The sequence below is a fragment of the Clavibacter vidaverae genome (assembly GCF_047529985.1).
GTDB lineage: Bacteria > Actinomycetota > Actinomycetes > Actinomycetales > Microbacteriaceae > Clavibacter > Clavibacter nebraskensis_A.
This window is the reverse complement of the sequence record NZ_JBLJAM010000001.1, coordinates 687664-703826: the sequence shown is the minus strand read 5'-3', so window position 1 is coordinate 703826 and position 16163 is coordinate 687664. Positions and strand designations below refer to the sequence as shown.

The window sequence follows — 16163 nt, the reverse complement described above, 5'->3', positions numbered from 1 at the left end:
GCTACGCTGGGCACATGGCACGCACCCCCTGGTCCCTCTCCGGCGCGCTGCGCGGCATGTTCGCGAAGCCCACGATCGACGAGACCACGTGGGACGACCTCGAGACCGCCCTCATCACGGCGGACTTCGGCCCCGACGTCACCGAGGCGACCATCGAGGACCTCCGCCAGAAGGTCGAGCGCTACCGCACGACCGACCCGCGCGACCTCCAGCGCATGCTCCGCGAGAGCATCGAGGAGCGCCTCGCCAAGCACGACCCGACGCTCAAGCTCAGCGCACGGCCCGCCGTGATCCTCGTGGTCGGCGTCAACGGCGTCGGCAAGACCACCACCATCGGCAAGTTCGCGAAGTTCCTCCGCAACTACGGCCGCACGGTCGTGGTCGGCGCGGCGGACACCTTCCGCGCCGCGGCCGTCGACCAGCTCGCCACGTGGGCCGACCGCGCGGGCGCCGAGATCGTCCGCCCGCAGCAGCCCGGCCAGGATCCCGCGAGCGTCGCCTTCCAGACCGTCGAGCACGCGATGCGCACGGGCACCGAGATGGTCATCATCGACACGGCCGGCCGCCTGCACACCAAGGGCGGGCTCATGGACGAGCTGTCGAAGATCCGCCGCGTGGTGGAGAAGCAGTCGCCCATCGCCGAGGTCCTCCTCGTGCTCGACGCGACCACGGGCCAGAACGGGCTCGCGCAGGCGCAGGCGTTCATCGAGCACGGCGGCGTCACGGGCCTCGTCATCACGAAGCTCGACGGATCCGCCAAGGGCGGCTTCATCCTCAACGTGCAGGAGCGCACGGGCATCCCCATCAAGCTCATCGGCCAGGGCGAGGGCATCGGCGACCTGACGGGCTTCACGCCGCACGTGTTCGCGCAGAACCTGGTCGGCTGACCCGCCTCCCACCCGGGCGCTGGCCCGACGCCCGTCCGGCGCCGGTTAAGCTGGACCCACCATGGCTACCTTCGGAACACTCTCGGACCGCCTCGCCGAGACCTTCAAGAACCTGCGCGGCAAGGGCAAGCTCAGCGCCGCCGACGTCGACGGCACCGTCCGCGAGATCCGCCGCGCGCTGCTCGAGGCCGACGTCGCGCTCGACGTCGTCAAGGCCTTCACCGCGTCCGTCCGCGAGCGCGCGCTCGGCGGCGAGGTCAGCCAGGCGCTGAACCCCGCCCAGCAGGTCGTGCAGATCGTCAACGAGGAGCTCGTCGGGATCCTCGGCGGCCAGCAGCGCCGCATCCAGTTCGCGAAGCGCCCGCCGACGGTCATCATGCTCGCGGGCCTCCAGGGCGCGGGCAAGACGACCCTCGCCGGCAAGCTCGGCAAGTGGCTCGCCAAGGACGGCCACACGCCCATGCTCGTCGCGGCCGACCTCCAGCGCCCGAACGCCGTGCAGCAGCTGCAGGTCGTCGGCGAGCAGGCGGGCGTCCCCGTGTTCGCGCCCGAGCCCGGCAACGGGAAGGGCAACCCGGTCCGCGTCGCCAAGGACGCGATGAAGCACGCGGTCGACAAGCAGTACAGCGTCGTCATCATCGACACGGCCGGCCGCCTCGGCGTCGACCAGGAGCTGATGAGGCAGGCCGCGGACATCCGCAAGGCCACCGACCCCGACGAGGTCCTCTTCGTCATCGACGCCATGATCGGCCAGGACGCGGTCGCGACCGCGAAGGCCTTCCAGGACGGCGTCGACTTCACGGGCGTCGTGCTCTCCAAGCTCGACGGCGACGCGCGCGGCGGCGCGGCCCTCTCGGTCGCCTCCGTCACGGGCCGCCCCATCATGTTCGCCTCCACGGGCGAGGGCCTCGACGACTTCGAGCCCTTCCACCCGGACCGCATGGCGAGCCGCATCCTCGACCTCGGCGACATCCTCACCCTCATCGAGCAGGCCCAGTCGGCCTTCGACGAGGAGGAGGCGATGGAGGTCGCCCAGAAGCTCGCGAGCGACAGCTTCACCCTCGACGACTTCCTCAAGCAGATGCAGCAGCTCCGCGGCAAGGGCTCGCTGAAGAAGATGATGGGCATGCTCCCCGGCATGGGCGCCATGAAGGAGCAGCTGGAGAGCTTCGACGAGAAGGAGATCGTCCGCACCGAGGCGATCATCCAGTCGATGACCAAGGCCGAGCGCCAGAACCCGAAGCTCCTCAACGGCTCGCGCCGCCTCCGCATCGCCCGCGGATCCGGCATGACCGTCACCGACGTCAACGGCCTCGTGCAGCGCTTCGAGCAGGCCTCGAAGATGATGCGCACGGTCGCGCGCGGCGGCATGCCGCAGATCCCCGGCATGGGCCCGATGCCCGGCGCGCACTCGAGCCGCAAGCCCGTGCAGCAGAAGAAGAAGGGCTCGAAGTCGGGCAACCCGGCCAAGCGCGCGCAGGAGAACGCGGCGCTCGCGTCCGGCCAGCGCATCGGCGGGCCCACGGCTCCCGCGGGATCCGGCTTCGGCCTGGCCGGCGCGGCCAAGGGCGGCGCGAACGGCGCCCCGAGCGAGGAGGAGCTCGCCTCGCTGCAGAAGTTCCTCGGGCGCTGACCGACCCGATCCGCACGATGCCCGACGGCGTCCTCCCCACCGGGAGGGCGCCGTCGTCGCATCCCTCGACGCGCGCGTCCCGGCGTGCCAGCGTGGGGGCAGCATCGCGGCGACCGGTCGCGGTCCCGCCCGTCTGGAGCTCCCCGTGTTCGCACCCGTCACCGCCTTCAGCGGATTCAGCGTGGACGACGTCCCCGCCGCCCTCGCGTTCTACCGCGGCACGCTCGGCCTCGAGGTGGAGGAGGTGCCCGAGATGGGCATGCTCCGGCTCGTGCTCCCGGGTTCCGGCGCCCGCGTGCTCGTCTACCCGAAGCCCGACCACGTGCCCGCCGCCTTCACGGTCCTGAACCTCGCGGTCGACGACGTGGAGGCCGCGGTCGTCGAGCTGAACGGCCGGGGCGTCGCGACGGCGATCTACGACGGGATGCCCACGGACGCCCGCGGCATCATGCGCGGGAACGGCCCGGACATCGCGTGGTTCCGCGATCCCGCGGGCAACGTGCTCTCGGTCGTCGCCGCCGGCTGAGACGCCTCGGCGGTCCCCGGCGGAACTGGTCAGACCGCGCAGCGCCCCGAGTCCACCGGCGCGCTCGCCCCGGCCTGCTGCAGCACGGGCGCGATCTCGTCGAGCGTCATCGCGTAGCCCGTCTGCGAGTCCACCGTCGACGTGGCGAACACGAGGCCGACCACGCGCCCCTGCGGATCGAGGAGGGCGCCGCCGGAGTCGCCCGGCCGCACCGTGCCGCGCACCGAGTAGACCTCGCGCGTCACCGGCTGCTCGTGCTGGATGTCGGTGCCGAGCGCGTCGACGACCTCGCGGATCCGCGCGCCGGTGGCCTGGTACGGCCTGCCGCCCGGGTACCCGGCGACGACGGCCTCGTCGGACGCGGCGAGCTCGTCGCCGAGGGCGAGCGGCGCGGCGGTCAGCCCCGGCACGGCGAGGATCGCGACGTCCCGGGACGGGTCGAACACCACGAGGTCCGCCCGCAGCAGGTCGCCGGTGCCGCCCTGCTGCACGTAGACCTCGTCGGATCCGGTCACCACGTGCGCGTTGGTCACGACGCGGTCGCCCTGCACGACCCAGCCGCTGCCGGACGACGAGGTCCCACAGGCGGGCGCCGAGGAGAGGACCTTCACGACGCTCGACGCCGAGCGGCGCACGGCCTCCGGCACGTCGGTGTCCGGGGCCGCGGTGTCGGCGATGGCCTCCTCGCCGTTCGCGAAGACGCGCGGGTAGCCGACGTCGTGGAGGGCGTCGTCGAGAGCGGACAGCGCGGTGCCGCTCGAGATGGGGCTCACGCGGTCGAGCGTCGCGAGCACGCGCGACGACGACGCGAGCTGCACCGCGGGGATCACGCCGCTGGAGCCGAGGAAGCCGCCGATGAACCACACGGACACGGCCCAGGCCGCGATGCCCGCGACGGCGCCGACGCCACGGTCGAGCCCGCGGGCCGCGCCGCGGGGGCGCAGCAGGCGGGTGAGGACGCTCGCGATCTGCGCGAGGATCCCGCTGACGAGCGAGGTCGTCACGAGCATGAGCATCGCCGCGGCGAACGTGCGCTGGATCCCGTCGGCGACCCCGAACCGGTCGAGCAGCGCCAGGAACGCCGGCGTGATCGCGAGGGCCAGGACCACGCCGAGCACGATGCCGGCGAGCCCGGCGACCGTGACGATGGCCCCGCGTCGCCAGCCGGCGACGGCCGCGAGCACGGCGACGACGAGGATGACGATGTCGACGGCGGGGCTCACCCCCTCATCCTCTCCCGGGTCACCGGCCGAGACCTGAGCGCAGCTCCTCCACGAGGTGGGTGACCACGGGCGCGAGCGCGCCGCCGGCGTCCTCGGCGACGCGGAGCTGACGCTGGTAGCTCGCGCCCCCGTCGACGATGTCGAGGATCCCGCGCAGCTCCGCCTCGCAGCCGAGCGCGTCGGCCGTGGGGGCGAGGCGCTCGACCAGGGCCCGGGTGTCGTCGCCGACGAGGGCCTCCTCGCCGGCGGCGTCCTGGATGATGATCGCGTCCATGCCGTAGCGCGCCGCGCGCCACTTGTTCTCCCGCACGAACCACGGCTGCATCCGCGGCAGCTCCTCGCCGCGGTCGAGCGTCGCGGACATGTCGTGCACGAGGCACTGCACGAGGGCCGCGAGCGAGGCGATCTCCCGGAGCGTCGAGACGCCGTCGAACACTCGCGTCTCGAGCGTGCCCCACTTGGGCGCGGGCCGGATGTCCCAGCGCAGCTCGCTGTGGTGGTCGATCACCCCGACGTGGGTCATGTCGCCCACGAGCCGCTCGTAGTCGGCCCAGGTGGTGAGGTCCGGCGGCAGCCCCGCGGTCGGCAGCTGCTGGAACATGAGCGCCCGGTTGGACGCGTACCCCGTCTCCTGCCCGGACCAGTACGGGCTCGAGGCGCTGAGCGCCTGGAAGCGGGGGAGGTGCACGAGCAGCGCGTTGAGGATGGGGAGCGCCTTGGACGCGTCGTCGATGCCGACGTGCACGTGGACGCCCCAGATCATCATCTGCCGGCCCCACCACCTCGTGCGGTCGAGGAGCGTGGCGTAGCGCTCGTTGTCGGGCGTCACGTCCTGGTCGGGCCACGCGCTGAAGGGGTGGGTGCCCGCGCACATGAGGTCGATGCCGAGCGGATCCGCGACGCCCACCACGCGCTCGATCAGGCGGGCCAGGTCGTCGACGGCGTCGCCCACGCGGGAGTGCGGCGCGCTGACGACCTCGACCGTGTTGGTGAGGAACTCCCCGGTGACGTGCGGATGCGCGTCCTGCGCGGGGAAGGACCGGAGGATCTCGGGCGCGACCCCGGCGAGCTCCCCGGACCCGCGCTCGACGCACGCGAGCTCCCACTCGATCCCGACGCGGGAGGGGGGCTGCCGGGCGAAGTCGATCTGCATGCGGGTCCTGCCGTCCACGGGGTCTCGGGGCGCATGCGCCGGGTGTCGTCCGATCATGCCACGCACCCCGCGGGGCGTCCCGGCGATGACGCCGTGCGGCGCGCCGACGGGAGGGGTCCCGGGCAGGCCCCACGTCTGCCATAATGATCTGTCGAGTCCGCGATCGTCCGACCCTCTAATCAGGCGCCGCGAGACCCCATCGAACCTATGCCGAGTGTGCCCCCACGCTCACGGCCGTCAGTTCACCCCACACAAAGAAATTCAGGAGAATTGTGGCTGTCAAGATCCGTCTGAAGCGCCTGGGCAAGATCCGCGCGCCGTACTACCGCATCGTCGTCGCCGACTCGCGCACCAAGCGCGACGGTCGCGTCATCGAGGAGATCGGCAAGTACCACCCCACCGAGGAGCCTTCGTTCATCGAGGTCCAGTCGGAGCGGGCGCAGTACTGGCTCTCCGTGGGCGCCCAGCCCACCGAGCAGGTCGAGGCCCTCCTCAAGCTCACGGGCGACTGGGGTCGCTTCAAGGGCGACAAGGACGCCGTCTCCACCGTCCGCACCCGCGAGGCGAAGCCCGCCTACGTCGCGGACGAGAAGAAGAAGCCGGTCCTGAAGCCCAAGACCGAGAAGGCCGCCCCCGCGCCCGAGGCCGCCGAGGCCTCGGCCGAGGCGACCGAGGAGCAGGCCTAGCCCATGCTCGCTCCCGCGCTCGCGCACCTGGTCAAGGGCATCGTCGAGCACCCGGACGACGTCTCCGTGACGAGCAAGGGATCCCCCCGCGGCGAGGTCCTCGAGGTGCGCGTGCACCCCGAGGACCTCGGCCGGGTCATCGGCCGCGCGGGTCGCACCGCGAAGGCCCTCCGGACGCTCGTCTCGGCTCTCGCCGACGGCCAGCGCGTCCGCGTCGATGTGGTGGACACCGATTCCTGAGGACATCGCCCGTGACCCCGCGGCATTCCGCGTCGGCCGGCTGACCAAGGCGCACGGGCTCAAGGGAGCCGTCAAGCTCGAGCTGTTCACGGACGACCCCGACAGGCGGTTCGTCCCCGGCGCCGAGTTCTCGCTGCAGGTCCCCGAGTCGTCCCCCTGGCACGGCCGCACGCTCACGCTCGTCGAGCTCCGTTGGTACAACAGCCACCCCGTCGGCTTCTTCGAGGGGGTCGGCGACCGCACCGCCGCCGAGTCGCTCGCCAAGGCCATCCTCTGGATGACCCCGCCGGCCGACGAGCCCGCTGAGCCCGACGCCTGGTACGACCACCAGCTCGTGGGCCTGAAGGTCCTCCGCGACGGCGTCGAGGTCGGCACCGTCTCCCTGGTCGACCACTTCCCGGCGCAGGATCTGCTGCACGTCGACACCCCGACGGGCACCGTCCTGGTCCCGTTCGTGCAGGCCATCGTCCCGTCCGTGGACGTCGAGGCAGGCACGCTCGTCGTCACGCCGCCCCTCGGCCTGTTCGAGGAGGTCCCGGACGCGGAGCCGCAGGCGCCCGCCGCGGATCCCGCCGACGCCGCCCCCGAGGGCGACGACGCCCGCTGACATGCGGATCGACATCGTCTCGATCTTCCCGGAGTTCTTCGGGGTGCTCGACATCTCCCTGCTCGGCCGCGCACGCCAGTCCGGCCTCATCGACCTGCGCCTGCACGACCTGCGCTCCTACGCGCACGACCGGCACCGCACCGTCGACGACACGCCCTACGGCGGCGGCGCCGGCATGGTCATGAAGCCCGAGCCGTGGGGCGAGGCGATGGACGCGGTGCTCGCCGACGACACGGATCCCGTCGTCATCTTCCCGTCGCCCGCCGGCGACGTCTTCACGCAGGCCATGGCGCAGGAGCTCTCCCGGGAGCCGCACCTCGCCTTCGGCTGCGGCCGCTACGAGGGGATCGACCAGCGCGTCGTCGACCACACGGCGACCCGCGCGCGCGTGCGCCTCGTCAGCCTCGGCGACTACGTGCTGAACGGCGGCGAGGTCGCCGTGATGGCGATGATCGAGGCCATCGGGCGGCTCGTGCCCGGCGTCGTCGGCAACCCGGCGAGCCTCGTGGAGGAGAGCCACTCCGACGGGCTCCTCGAGCACCCCAGCTACACGAAGCCGCAGGAGTGGCGCGGCCTCGCCGTGCCCGACGTGCTCCGCAGCGGCAACCACGGCGCCATCGCGGCGTGGCGGCGCGAGCAGCAGATCGAGCGCACGCGTCGCGTCCGCCCCGACCTCCTGCCCGACTAGCGCCTCCGGGTCGGCCGGCAGCGTCTGGCCGGCGCCGCGTGCCTAGGAGCGCGCGGTGAGGATCAGCGGGCCGTCCTCCGTGATGGCGACCGTGTGCTCCATGTGCGCCCCGCGGGACCCGTCCGCGCTGCGGAGGGTCCAGCCATCCGCGTCGGTGTAGATCTCGTCGGTCGTCTGCAGGAACCACGGCTCGATGGCGATGACGAGGCCGGGTCGCAGCGGCACGCCGCGGTTCGGACGGCCCTGGTTCGCGATGTGCGGGTCGCCGTGCATGGTGCGGCCGACGCCGTGCCCGCCGAAGTCGGTGTTGACGGAGTAGCCGGCCTCGGTGGCGACGGCGCCGATGGCCGCCGAGATGTCGCCCGTGCGGCCGCCGGGCTGGGCGGCGCGGATACCGGCCTCGAGCGCCGCGGTCGTCACCTCGATGAGGCGCACGTCCTCCTCGCGCGGCGTGCCGACGATGACGCTCACGGCCGAGTCGCTGACCCAGCCGTCGACGGACGCGGCGAAGTCGAGGCTGAGGAGGTCGCCGTCCTGCAGCCGGTAGTCGTGGGGGAGGCCGTGCAGCACGCCGTCGTTGACGGAGGTGCAGAGCACCTTGCCGAAGGGCATCGCGCCGAAGGAGGGGTGGTAGTCGATGTAGCAGGACTCGGCGCCGCGCTCGCGGATCAGGCGGTGGGCCTGCCGGTCGAGCTCCAGGAGGTTCACGCCGACGTCGGCCTGCGCGGCCAGGGTCGTGAGCACGTGCCCCACGAACTCCCCGGCGGGTCGCATCTGGTCCATCTCGGCGGGCGTTCGCAGTTCCATCACGCGATGGATCCTACGGGAGCACCGCACGGGAGCCCCTCCCGTGGCGTCCAGGATGCGCTCGTAGCATGGGCGCATGCAGCAGCCCACGGCCATCCGCCTCCGTCGCGCGCTCTACCGGTGGCAGTTCGCCGCGGTCGTCGTGCTCCCCGCGTGGCTGCTCGTCGGCTGGGCCGCCTTCGGTTCGGGCGGGTGGGAGCTCCTCCTCGTGATGATCTCCGCGGGCGCCCTCGGGATCGCGCTTCTCGCGGCGCTCGGCCTCGTGCTCGCGCGCCGCTCCGTGCGCACCGAGCGCGCGGTGTCCCCGACGGACGCGGTCGTCATGGGCGTGCTCGCCCTCGCGGTCGTCGGCGCGGGCACCTACTCGGTCGTCAGCACCTGGTGCGCGGTCGTCGCCGTGCTGGCCGCCGCCGCGCTGGTCGGGCTGGCGGTCCGGCAGCTGCTCGCGGAGACGCGGCAGCGCATGCAGGAGGTCATGGCCGTCATCGAGCGCGACGCGCAGCCGCGGCCGCCCGAGTGGCGGGCCGCGGAGGGTCCGGACGCCGGGCGCACCATCCGCCTGGAGTGAACCGGGCGTCGCCCCGGGCCTGCGCTTTGCGCTCGACGCGCCCGAGGTGACACAATGGGCGATCGTGCCTGCCGCCGACCCTGCCACGGGGGAGTCGGCCATCCATGCGGGCCGTTCCCCATCCAGACATTGATGCGCAGTCGACCCGTGGCGGTTGCAGAGAGCGGTACACCATGCACATCCTCGATTCCGTCGACAAGGCGTCGCTGCGGTCGGACATCCCCGACTTCCGCGCCGGCGACACGGTCAAGGTCCACGTCAACATCGTCGAGGGCAGCCGCTCGCGCATCCAGGTGTTTCAGGGCATCGTCATCGGCCGCCAGGGCGAGGGCGTCCGCGAGACGTTCTGCGTCCGCAAGGTCAGCTTCCAGGTCGGCGTAGAGCGCACCTTCCCGGTGCACTCCCCGGTCATCGACCACATCGAGGTCGTGACGCGCGGCGACGTGCGCCGCGCCAAGCTCTACTTCCTGCGCGACCTGCGCGGCAAGAAGGCGAAGATCAAGGAGAAGCGCTCCTAGCTCATCCCCACCTGTCATCCCTCTGAGCTCCCGGCATCTACACTTGCCGGGAGCTCAGGCGGTTAAATGACAGAAGGCACGACGCCCGTGGGGACGACATCCTCGGGTAGGCACAGCGGTAGCACGTCCCGTGGATGGAAGACCTTCCTCCGGGACGTCCTCGTCATCTTCGTGGTGGCCCTCCTCGTATCGGTCCTGATCAAGGCGTTCCTGATCCGGTCCTTTTACATCCCCTCCGCGTCGATGGAGGACACCCTCCAGATCGACGACCGCATCGTCGTCAACCAGCTCACGCCCCGCTTCGTGCCGCTGCAGCACGGGGACGTCGTGGTGTTCCGCGATCCGGGCGGCTGGCTCCTGCCGTCGCCCGAGGTCGACAAGCCGCCGCTCGCGGCCGCGGTCGACTGGGCGCTCACCACCGTCGGCCTGTCCGCGTCGGACAGCAACGACCACCTCATCAAGCGCCTCATCGGGCTGCCGGGCGACCACGTCGTCTGCTGCAACTCGCTCGGCCAGATGAGCGTGAACGACGTGCCGCTCGACGAGCCCTACATCAAGCTGCAGCCGGGCGAGAGCCGCGCCTCGGAGGTCGACTTCGACGTGACCGTTCCCGCGGACTCGCTGTGGGTCATGGGCGACAACCGCGACAACTCCCAGGACTCCCGCTTCAACGTCGACGGCCCCACCAAGGGCTTCGTGCCGATCGACAACGTCGTCGGACGTGCGTTCGTCATCACGTGGCCGGTCGACCGCTGGACGTTCCTCGACGACTTCCCGCAGACGTTCGGCGACGTGCCGGATCCCGCTCCCGCCCGCTGATGCCGGTCGCCGACCCGACCCTCGAGGTCGAGCGCGAGCTGCTCGGGGCCGGCGCCGCCCTCGTCATCGGCTGCGACGAGGTAGGGCGTGGCGCCCTGGCCGGGCCCGTCGCGGTCGGCATGGCGGCGATCGGACCCGACGCCGGGGCGTTCCCCGTGGGCCTGCGCGACTCCAAGATGCTGAGCGAGAAGCGCCGTGAGGCGCTGCACCCGGCCGTCGCGGGCTGGGCGCAGCACTCGGCCGTGGGCATGGCCTCCGCGGCCGAGGTGGACGAGCTGGGGATCACCGCGTGCCTCGGCCTCGCCGGGCGACGGGCGCTCGTCGAGCTGCATCACGCGGGCGTGCCGCTGCTCGCCAGCGTGGTCCTGCTCGACGGGGCGCACGACTGGCTCACGCCGCACCTCGCCCATCCGGTGCCGGTGCGCCTGCGCGTCAAGGCCGACCGCGACTGCGCGTCCGTCGCCGCCGCGTCCGTGCTCGCCAAGGTCGACCGCGACCGGATGATGGCGGCCTGGCACGAGGACCAGCCGGAGTACGGCTGGGCCGGCAACAAGGGCTACGGCAGCGCGGCCCACCTCGACGCGATCCGCGAGCGCGGGGCGTCCGACCTGCACCGGCGCACCTGGCTGGGCGGCGTCCTCGCGGACGCCTCCGCCTGATCCGCCGCCTGCCCCACCCGCGCCGGCCGGCGCCCTGCCGTGCGGAGGGCGACCTCCTCGCGGGCGGATAGGATCGACGGACCATGGATGACGACGAGTTCGAGGACTACGACCGCGAGGTGGAGCTCGCGCTCTACCGCGAGTACCGGGACATCGTGTCCCAGTTCAAGTACGTGGTCGAGACCGAGCGGCGCTTCTACCTCGCCAACGAGGTCGAGCTGGTGCGCCGCGACACGGAGCACGACTTCTACTTCGAGCTCAGCATGACCGACGTGTGGGTGTGGGACGTGTACCGCTCCGACCGCTTCGTCAAGTCCGTGCGCGTGCTCACCTTCAAGGACGTCAACGTCGAGGAGCTGTCGGCCAAGGAGTTCGAGCTCCCCAAGGAGCTCGCCATCGACGAGTAGGGCGCCTCCGGGCTCCCTCCCCAGCCGCTCCTCGAGGCGTGCAGCGCACGGGGTCGCCCAGCGGCGCCGTGGGTGCGTGCCCCGCACCGCATCCTCCTCGCGGAGGTGCGCATGACACGCGAGCAGGACCTGGGACGACGCGGCGAGGAGCTCGCCGCACGGCATCTGACCGAGCGGGGCTACGCCCTCGTGGAGCGCAACTGGCGGTGCCGCGAGGGCGAGATCGACCTCGTGATGACGCACGCGGGCACCACGGTGCTCGTGGAGGTGAAGACGCGCGCGGGCCTCGCCTACGGTCACCCGCTGGAGGCGGTGACGCGCGCGAAGGCGGCGCGGTTGCGGGTGCTCGCGGGCCTGTGGTGCGAGGCGCATCCCGAGCGCCGCGGTCCCGTGCGGATCGACGTGGTCGGTGTGGTGTGGCCGCGCGGCGGCACGCCCACGGTCGACGTCGTCCGGAGCGCCTGCTGATGGCCGTGGGGCGCACCCTGGCCGTCGCGCTCTCCGGCCTCGACGGCGCGCTCGTGGACGTCGAGGCCGACATCACGAGCCAGCTCCCCGGCTTCGTTCTCATCGGCCTGCCGGACGCCGCCCTCAGCCAGGCCCGCGAGCGGGTCCGCGCGGCCACGGGCAACGCGGGATGCGAGTTCCCCGTGCGGCGGGTCACCGTCAACCTCTCGCCCGCCGTCCTCCCGAAGCACGGTTCCGGCTTCGACCTCGCGATCGCCCTCGCGGTGCTCGCCGCGGGCGGGTCCGTCTCGGCCGAGTCGGTCGCCGGCACGGTGCACCTCGGCGAGCTCGGGCTCGACGGGCGACTGCGGCCGACGCACGGCATCCTGCCCGCGGTGCTCGCCGCCCGGCGGGCGGGCGTCCGCCGCGTCATGGTGCCGCGGTGCCACGAGGACGAGGCGTCCCTCGTGCCCGACATGACCGTCATCGCGGTGTCGGGTCTCCGCGACGCGGCCATCCACCACGGCGCCGAGCTCGACCCGGAGCCCGAGGACGAGCTGGGCGCGGTCCGGGCGGCCGCGACGGGCGACGCCGGTCGTGGGCTCCGGGAGGAGCAGACGGCGGATCCCTGCCTCGGGGACGTCGTCGGCAACGAGGAGGCCGTGGAGGCGCTGGTCGTCGCGGCGGCGGGCGGGCACCACATGTTCCTGCTCGGACCGCCGGGCGCGGGCAAGACCATGCTCGCCCAGCGGCTCCCCGGCCTCCTGCCCGACCTCGACGAGGAGGCCGCGCTGGAGGTCGGGTGCATCCGGTCGCTCTGCGGCGAGCGCCTGGGACCGGAGCTGCCCGTGCGACCGCCGCTGGAGGCCCCGCACCACACGGCCAGCGCCGCCGGCATCGTCGGCGGCGGCAGCGGACGGATCCGCCCGGGCGCCGCGGTGCGCGCGAGCGGGGGAGTGCTCTTCCTCGACGAGGCGCCCGAGTTCGCGGGTGCCGTGCTCGACTGCCTGCGGCAGCCGCTCGAGTCGGGGGTCATCAGCATCCACCGGGCCAACGGCGTCGCCCACTTCCCCGGGAGGTTCCAGCTGGTCATGGCCGCCAACCCCTGTCCGTGCGGCGCCTACGGCGTCGTCGGCGCCGACTGCTCCTGCCCGCCCCAGGCCCGTCGGCGCTACCTCGCGCGCCTGTCCGGCCCCCTGATGGACAGGATGGACATCCGGCTCGGCGTGCGGCGCGTGACCAGCGCTGTGCACCGCGCCGCCGGAGACGAGCCGCGGGTCACGACGGCATCCGCTCGCGTGCGCGTGGCCGCAGCTCGGCACGCGGCCGCCGAGCGGTGGGCCCCGACGCCCTGGCGCACCAACGCGCAGGCCGCGGGCACCTGGCTGCGCCGCGAGGCGCGCGTGGCCCGGGGAGCGACGGCGGCCCTCGACCGGGCCCTCGATCGCGGCCTCCTCACCATGCGCGGCTACGACCGCGTCCTCCGCCTCGGGTGGACCCTCGCGGACCTCGACGGGGCGACGAGCCCCGATCAGGACCACCTGGGGCGCGCGCTCCTGCTGCGGGGCGCCTCGTGAGCGGCGAGGGCGTGCCACGGGGAGAGGGCGGGGTATCGGCCGCGGGAGCGTCGGGTGCGACGGGGGAACCGGCGGATCCCACCGCGCCGCGGCCGCGAGGGCGGCATGCGCATCCGGGTCCGGGTGCCGTCCGCGAGCCGGACTCGGCGCGTGCGCACCGGATCGCGCGGCTCGGGCTGCCCGTGGACGAGCTCCGCGAGCTGATGGCGTGCCTCCGACCCGCGCCCGCGGAGCACGACGCGGACGTCGCTGACGGGGAACCGGAGGACGCGGCGGCGCGCTGCACGTGGTCCGGCATCGCCGAGCCCGGTGATCGTGTCGCGGGGGCGGTCGTCGGCGTCCTGGGCGCCGCGGCAGCGCTCGCGGCCGTGGTCGAGGACGCGTCGGCCGACGCCGTCGTGGGCGCGATGGCGGCAGCCGGGCTCGACCTGGAGGAGGACGGGCGGGAGGCCCTCATCGGCGAGGTCCACAGCGCCCTGGAACGCTGGCGGCCGAGACTCGTCCGCACGGAGGCGCTGGCGCGGCTCCGTGCGGCCTGCTCGGTGGGCGCGCGCGTGCTCGTGCCCGGGGATCCTCTCTGGCCGACGGGCGTCGACGACCTCGGCGCGCACGCCCCGCTCGTGCTCTGGTGCACGGGATCCGCGGAGGCCCTGGCGGCGCTGCGGCGGTCGGTGGCCGTCGTCGGCGCGCGCGCCGCGACGGGATACGGCGAGCACGTCACGGCGGAGCTGTCATCCGGGCTCGTGGACCACGGGATGGCGGTGGTGTCGGGCGGCGCCTACGGCGTCGACGGCGCGGCGCACCGAGCAGCCGTGGGCTCGGGCGGCCGCACGGTCGCGTTCCTGGCGGGCGGGGTCGACCGCCTGTACCCCTCCGGGCACTCCGAGCTCTTCGCGCGGATGCGCCGCGACGGGGCGGTGATCTCCGAGCTCCCGTGCGGCGCGTCCCCGACGCGGTGGAGGTTCCTCCTGCGCAACAGGCTCATCGCGGCGGTGAGCGCGGCCACCGTGGTGGTCGAGGCGGGGGCGCGCAGCGGATCGCTCAACACCGCCAACCACGCGCTCGCGCTCGAACGGCCGCTCGGCGCCGTGCCGGGCCCCGTGACGAGCGTCTCGTCGTCCGGCTGCCACCGCCTCCTGCGGGAATCCGGGGCGGTGTGCGTCACGTCGGCGGACGAGGTGATGGAGCTCGTGCCGGGATGGGACCCCGTCGCGCGTCGGCACCGTGACGGCGGCCTGCACGGAGGCGTGCGCCCGCGATCGGGTGATGGGGCCGGCGACCGGGCCGACCCGGATGCCGCCGAGCCCGCGGCGGGCGCGGCGGCCGCGGATGCCCGCAGCGACCCGCGCGTCATGCGCGTGCTCGACGCGCTGGCCGTCCGGCGACCACGGGACACCGCCGACGTCGCGGCCCGCGCGGGGATGGGGGTCGCGGAGACCTCGTCGGTGCTCGGCCTGCTCGAGCTCGAGGGGGCGGTGGCCCGACCGGACGGCGGGTGGGTCCGCCGTGCGGGATCCCGCTGAGGTGCGTCCGCCCGTCGGGAGTCGTCGACGGAGCGAGGTGCGCATCCGGCGACCGGCGCGCATGCTCGCCCGGCCGGACCGCCGCGCCGGAGGACCTCGGGGTGAGCCGCACCGGCGAGGTGGTGCTCCCGCCCGTCGCGGTCGCCGTAGCCTTCCGGGATGGAGACGGGGCGGACGGATGGCGCGGGGTCGTCGAGCGGAGCCGATCGCACCCGCATCGCGCCGGCGTCGACCGTCGCCACCCTGGAGGCGGACATCACCGACTTCGCGACGGCCATGCAGCGCGAGCAGGGGAGCGCGACCCACACGGTGCGTGCCTACTCCTCGGACCTGCGCGACCTCGCGGCCCATGCCGCCCGGCTGGGGATCACGGCGTCGGCCGACCTCGACCTCGAGGTGCTGCGCGACTGGCTGTGGCGCGGATCCCAGGCCCGGCTCGCATCCGCCACGCTGGCGCGACGCTCGGCCGCCGTGCGGGGCTTCGGGGCATGGCTGCTCCGTGCGGGCCGGGTGGACGCGGATCCGGCCGTGCGGCTCAAGGCCCCTCGCGCCGGCGCCCATCTCCCGCGGGTGCTGGCACGCGAGCAGATGTCCACGCTGCTGGGCGGCCTCGCCGCCCGAGCGGAGGAGGACGACCCGACCGCGCTCCGGGACCTGGCCGTGATCGAGCTCCTGTACGCGTCGGCGCTCCGCGTGTCCGAGCTCACGGGCCTGGACCTCGGCGACGTCGACGAGTCCCGCCTCACCGTCCGCGTGCTCGGGAAGGGCGACCGGGAGCGCGTCGTCCCGTTCGGGGTCCCCGCCGCGGAGGCCCTCGACGCCTACGCCACGCGCGGCCGTCCGGCCCTCGTCTCCCCGCGGACGGGGACCGCGCTGTTCCTCGGCGCGCGCGGCGGCCGGCTGGGCGCGCGCGCGGTCTACGGGCTCGTCGCCTCCCTCCTCGCCGACATCCCCGGTTCCGGGCCGCAGGGTCCCCACGCGCTCCGGCACACCGCGGCCACGCACCTGCTGGACGGGGGAGCGGATCTCCGCACGGTGCAGGAGATGCTCGGCCACGCGAGCCTCGGGACCACGCAGATCTACACGCACGTCTCCATCGACCGGCTGCGCCGCAGCTACGAGGGTGCGCACCCGCGGGCATGACGCGCTGCGCTGACGAGCCCGGGCCACGGCTCTGGCGAGACGTCAGCCGCGG

The 16163-nt window shown here is 73.6% G+C and carries 19 protein-coding genes; 16 read left to right on the top strand and 3 right to left on the bottom strand.

What is annotated here, in order from left to right; translation table 11 throughout:
• The first annotated feature begins 14 nt into the window (after positions 1-14).
• The 3 genes from ftsY to ACMT9T_RS03260 all read left to right on the top strand — a co-directional run bounded on the left by ftsY (position 15) and on the right by ACMT9T_RS03260 (position 3046).
• Positions 15-887: a signal recognition particle-docking protein FtsY gene (ftsY, locus tag ACMT9T_RS03270; protein ID WP_116055072.1), complete on the top strand. Its 873-nt coding sequence runs from the start codon at positions 15-17 to the stop codon at positions 885-887.
• Positions 888-948: 61 nt separating this feature from the next.
• Entirely contained in the window at positions 949-2520 is a 1572-nt protein-coding gene (ffh, locus tag ACMT9T_RS03265) for a signal recognition particle protein (RefSeq protein WP_414744212.1), read from the top strand.
• Positions 2521-2665: 145 nt separating this feature from the next.
• The gene (locus ACMT9T_RS03260) at positions 2666-3046 is read left to right on the top strand and encodes a VOC family protein (protein ID WP_414744211.1); all 381 of its coding nucleotides are present in this window, start codon (positions 2666-2668) and stop codon (positions 3044-3046) included.
• A 29-nt stretch (positions 3047-3075) separates the two neighbouring features.
• On the opposite strand, the gene ACMT9T_RS03255 is transcribed toward ACMT9T_RS03260, so the two are convergent.
• Together ACMT9T_RS03255 and ACMT9T_RS03250 are read right to left on the bottom strand one after the other, a co-directional pair.
• Positions 3076-4269, bottom strand: coding sequence for a MarP family serine protease (locus ACMT9T_RS03255; protein ID WP_414744210.1), 1194 nt, complete (start codon positions 4267-4269; stop codon positions 3076-3078).
• Positions 4270-4288: 19 nt separating this feature from the next.
• Positions 4289-5422: a glutamate--cysteine ligase gene (locus ACMT9T_RS03250; RefSeq protein ID WP_414744209.1), complete on the bottom strand. Its 1134-nt coding sequence runs from the start codon at positions 5420-5422 to the stop codon at positions 4289-4291.
• A 272-nt stretch (positions 5423-5694) separates the two neighbouring features.
• Between ACMT9T_RS03250 and rpsP the strand changes: the two genes are divergently transcribed.
• From rpsP to trmD, 4 genes are read left to right on the top strand one after another with little or no spacing between them, the layout of a single operon-like run.
• Positions 5695-6108, top strand: coding sequence for a 30S ribosomal protein S16 (rpsP, locus tag ACMT9T_RS03245; RefSeq protein WP_414744208.1), 414 nt, complete (start codon positions 5695-5697; stop codon positions 6106-6108).
• Positions 6109-6111: 3 nt separating this feature from the next.
• Positions 6112-6348: an RNA-binding protein gene (locus tag ACMT9T_RS03240; protein WP_012038054.1), complete on the top strand. Its 237-nt coding sequence runs from the start codon at positions 6112-6114 to the stop codon at positions 6346-6348.
• Positions 6326-6955, top strand: coding sequence for a ribosome maturation factor RimM (gene rimM / locus ACMT9T_RS03235; protein WP_414744207.1), 630 nt, complete (start codon positions 6326-6328; stop codon positions 6953-6955). The genes ACMT9T_RS03240 and rimM overlap by 23 nt, the downstream gene beginning before the upstream one ends.
• Position 6956: 1 nt before the next feature.
• Positions 6957-7643 (top strand): tRNA (guanosine(37)-N1)-methyltransferase TrmD, encoded by a 687-nt coding sequence (gene trmD / locus ACMT9T_RS03230; protein WP_414744206.1) that lies wholly within the window; start codon positions 6957-6959, stop codon positions 7641-7643.
• A 42-nt stretch (positions 7644-7685) separates the two neighbouring features.
• On the opposite strand, the gene map is transcribed toward trmD, so the two are convergent.
• Positions 7686-8453 (bottom strand): type I methionyl aminopeptidase, encoded by a 768-nt coding sequence (gene map / locus ACMT9T_RS03225; RefSeq protein WP_414744205.1) that lies wholly within the window; start codon positions 8451-8453, stop codon positions 7686-7688.
• Between the two features lie 73 nt (positions 8454-8526).
• On the opposite strand from map, the gene ACMT9T_RS03220 reads away from it, so the two are divergent.
• The 9 genes from ACMT9T_RS03220 to ACMT9T_RS03180 all read left to right on the top strand — a co-directional run bounded on the left by ACMT9T_RS03220 (position 8527) and on the right by ACMT9T_RS03180 (position 16111).
• On the top strand, positions 8527-9018 hold the full coding sequence (locus ACMT9T_RS03220; protein WP_414744204.1) for a hypothetical protein: 492 nt from the start codon (positions 8527-8529) through the stop codon (positions 9016-9018).
• A 173-nt stretch (positions 9019-9191) separates the two neighbouring features.
• Complete coding sequence (gene rplS, locus ACMT9T_RS03215; protein ID WP_012298189.1) at positions 9192-9536, top strand: 50S ribosomal protein L19; 345 nt, start codon at positions 9192-9194, stop codon at positions 9534-9536.
• A 66-nt stretch (positions 9537-9602) separates the two neighbouring features.
• The gene (lepB, locus tag ACMT9T_RS03210; protein ID WP_414744203.1) at positions 9603-10355 is read left to right on the top strand and encodes a signal peptidase I; all 753 of its coding nucleotides are present in this window, start codon (positions 9603-9605) and stop codon (positions 10353-10355) included.
• Positions 10355-11014 carry a ribonuclease HII gene (rnhB, locus tag ACMT9T_RS03205; protein WP_414744202.1) on the top strand — a complete coding sequence of 220 codons (660 nt, stop codon included), beginning with the start codon at positions 10355-10357 and terminating at the stop codon, positions 11012-11014. Before lepB ends, rnhB begins: the two co-directional genes overlap by 1 nt.
• Before the next feature lie 83 nt (positions 11015-11097).
• Positions 11098-11421 carry a DUF2469 family protein gene (locus ACMT9T_RS03200; protein WP_012298192.1) on the top strand — a complete coding sequence of 108 codons (324 nt, stop codon included), beginning with the start codon at positions 11098-11100 and terminating at the stop codon, positions 11419-11421.
• A gap of 111 nt (positions 11422-11532) precedes the next feature.
• A complete protein-coding gene (locus ACMT9T_RS03195; protein WP_414744201.1) occupies positions 11533-11889 on the top strand; it encodes a YraN family protein in 357 nt (118 codons plus the stop codon).
• A complete protein-coding gene (locus tag ACMT9T_RS03190; RefSeq protein ID WP_414744200.1) occupies positions 11889-13445 on the top strand; it encodes a YifB family Mg chelatase-like AAA ATPase in 1557 nt (518 codons plus the stop codon). Before ACMT9T_RS03195 ends, ACMT9T_RS03190 begins: the two co-directional genes overlap by 1 nt.
• Positions 13446-13648: 203 nt before the next feature.
• Complete coding sequence (dprA, locus tag ACMT9T_RS03185) at positions 13649-14968, top strand: DNA-processing protein DprA (RefSeq protein ID WP_414745853.1); 1320 nt, start codon at positions 13649-13651, stop codon at positions 14966-14968.
• A gap of 159 nt (positions 14969-15127) precedes the next feature.
• Complete coding sequence (locus ACMT9T_RS03180) at positions 15128-16111, top strand: tyrosine recombinase XerC (RefSeq protein WP_414744199.1); 984 nt, start codon at positions 15128-15130, stop codon at positions 16109-16111.
• Positions 16112-16163: the final 52 nt, after the last annotated feature.

Coding starts and splice junctions, on each gene's coding strand:
- dprA (WP_414745853.1), top strand. CDS start 13,649: ATGGCGTGCCTCCGACCCGCGCCCGCGGAGCACGACGCGGACGTCGCT.
- ACMT9T_RS03180 (WP_414744199.1), top strand. CDS start 15,128: ATGGAGACGGGGCGGACGGATGGCGCGGGGTCGTCGAGCGGAGCCGAT.
- trmD (WP_414744206.1), top strand. CDS start 6,957: ATGCGGATCGACATCGTCTCGATCTTCCCGGAGTTCTTCGGGGTGCTC.
- rnhB (WP_414744202.1), top strand. CDS start 10,355: ATGCCGGTCGCCGACCCGACCCTCGAGGTCGAGCGCGAGCTGCTCGGG.
- ACMT9T_RS03200 (WP_012298192.1), top strand. CDS start 11,098: ATGGATGACGACGAGTTCGAGGACTACGACCGCGAGGTGGAGCTCGCG.
- ACMT9T_RS03190 (WP_414744200.1), top strand. CDS start 11,889: ATGGCCGTGGGGCGCACCCTGGCCGTCGCGCTCTCCGGCCTCGACGGC.
- rimM (WP_414744207.1), top strand. CDS start 6,326: ATGTGGTGGACACCGATTCCTGAGGACATCGCCCGTGACCCCGCGGCA.
- ACMT9T_RS03250 (WP_414744209.1), bottom strand. CDS start 5,422: ATGCAGATCGACTTCGCCCGGCAGCCCCCCTCCCGCGTCGGGATCGAG.
- ACMT9T_RS03220 (WP_414744204.1), top strand. CDS start 8,527: ATGCAGCAGCCCACGGCCATCCGCCTCCGTCGCGCGCTCTACCGGTGG.
- ftsY (WP_116055072.1), top strand. CDS start 15: ATGGCACGCACCCCCTGGTCCCTCTCCGGCGCGCTGCGCGGCATGTTC.
- ACMT9T_RS03240 (WP_012038054.1), top strand. CDS start 6,112: ATGCTCGCTCCCGCGCTCGCGCACCTGGTCAAGGGCATCGTCGAGCAC.
- ACMT9T_RS03195 (WP_414744201.1), top strand. CDS start 11,533: ATGACACGCGAGCAGGACCTGGGACGACGCGGCGAGGAGCTCGCCGCA.
- ffh (WP_414744212.1), top strand. CDS start 949: ATGGCTACCTTCGGAACACTCTCGGACCGCCTCGCCGAGACCTTCAAG.
- rplS (WP_012298189.1), top strand. CDS start 9,192: ATGCACATCCTCGATTCCGTCGACAAGGCGTCGCTGCGGTCGGACATC.
- lepB (WP_414744203.1), top strand. CDS start 9,603: ATGACAGAAGGCACGACGCCCGTGGGGACGACATCCTCGGGTAGGCAC.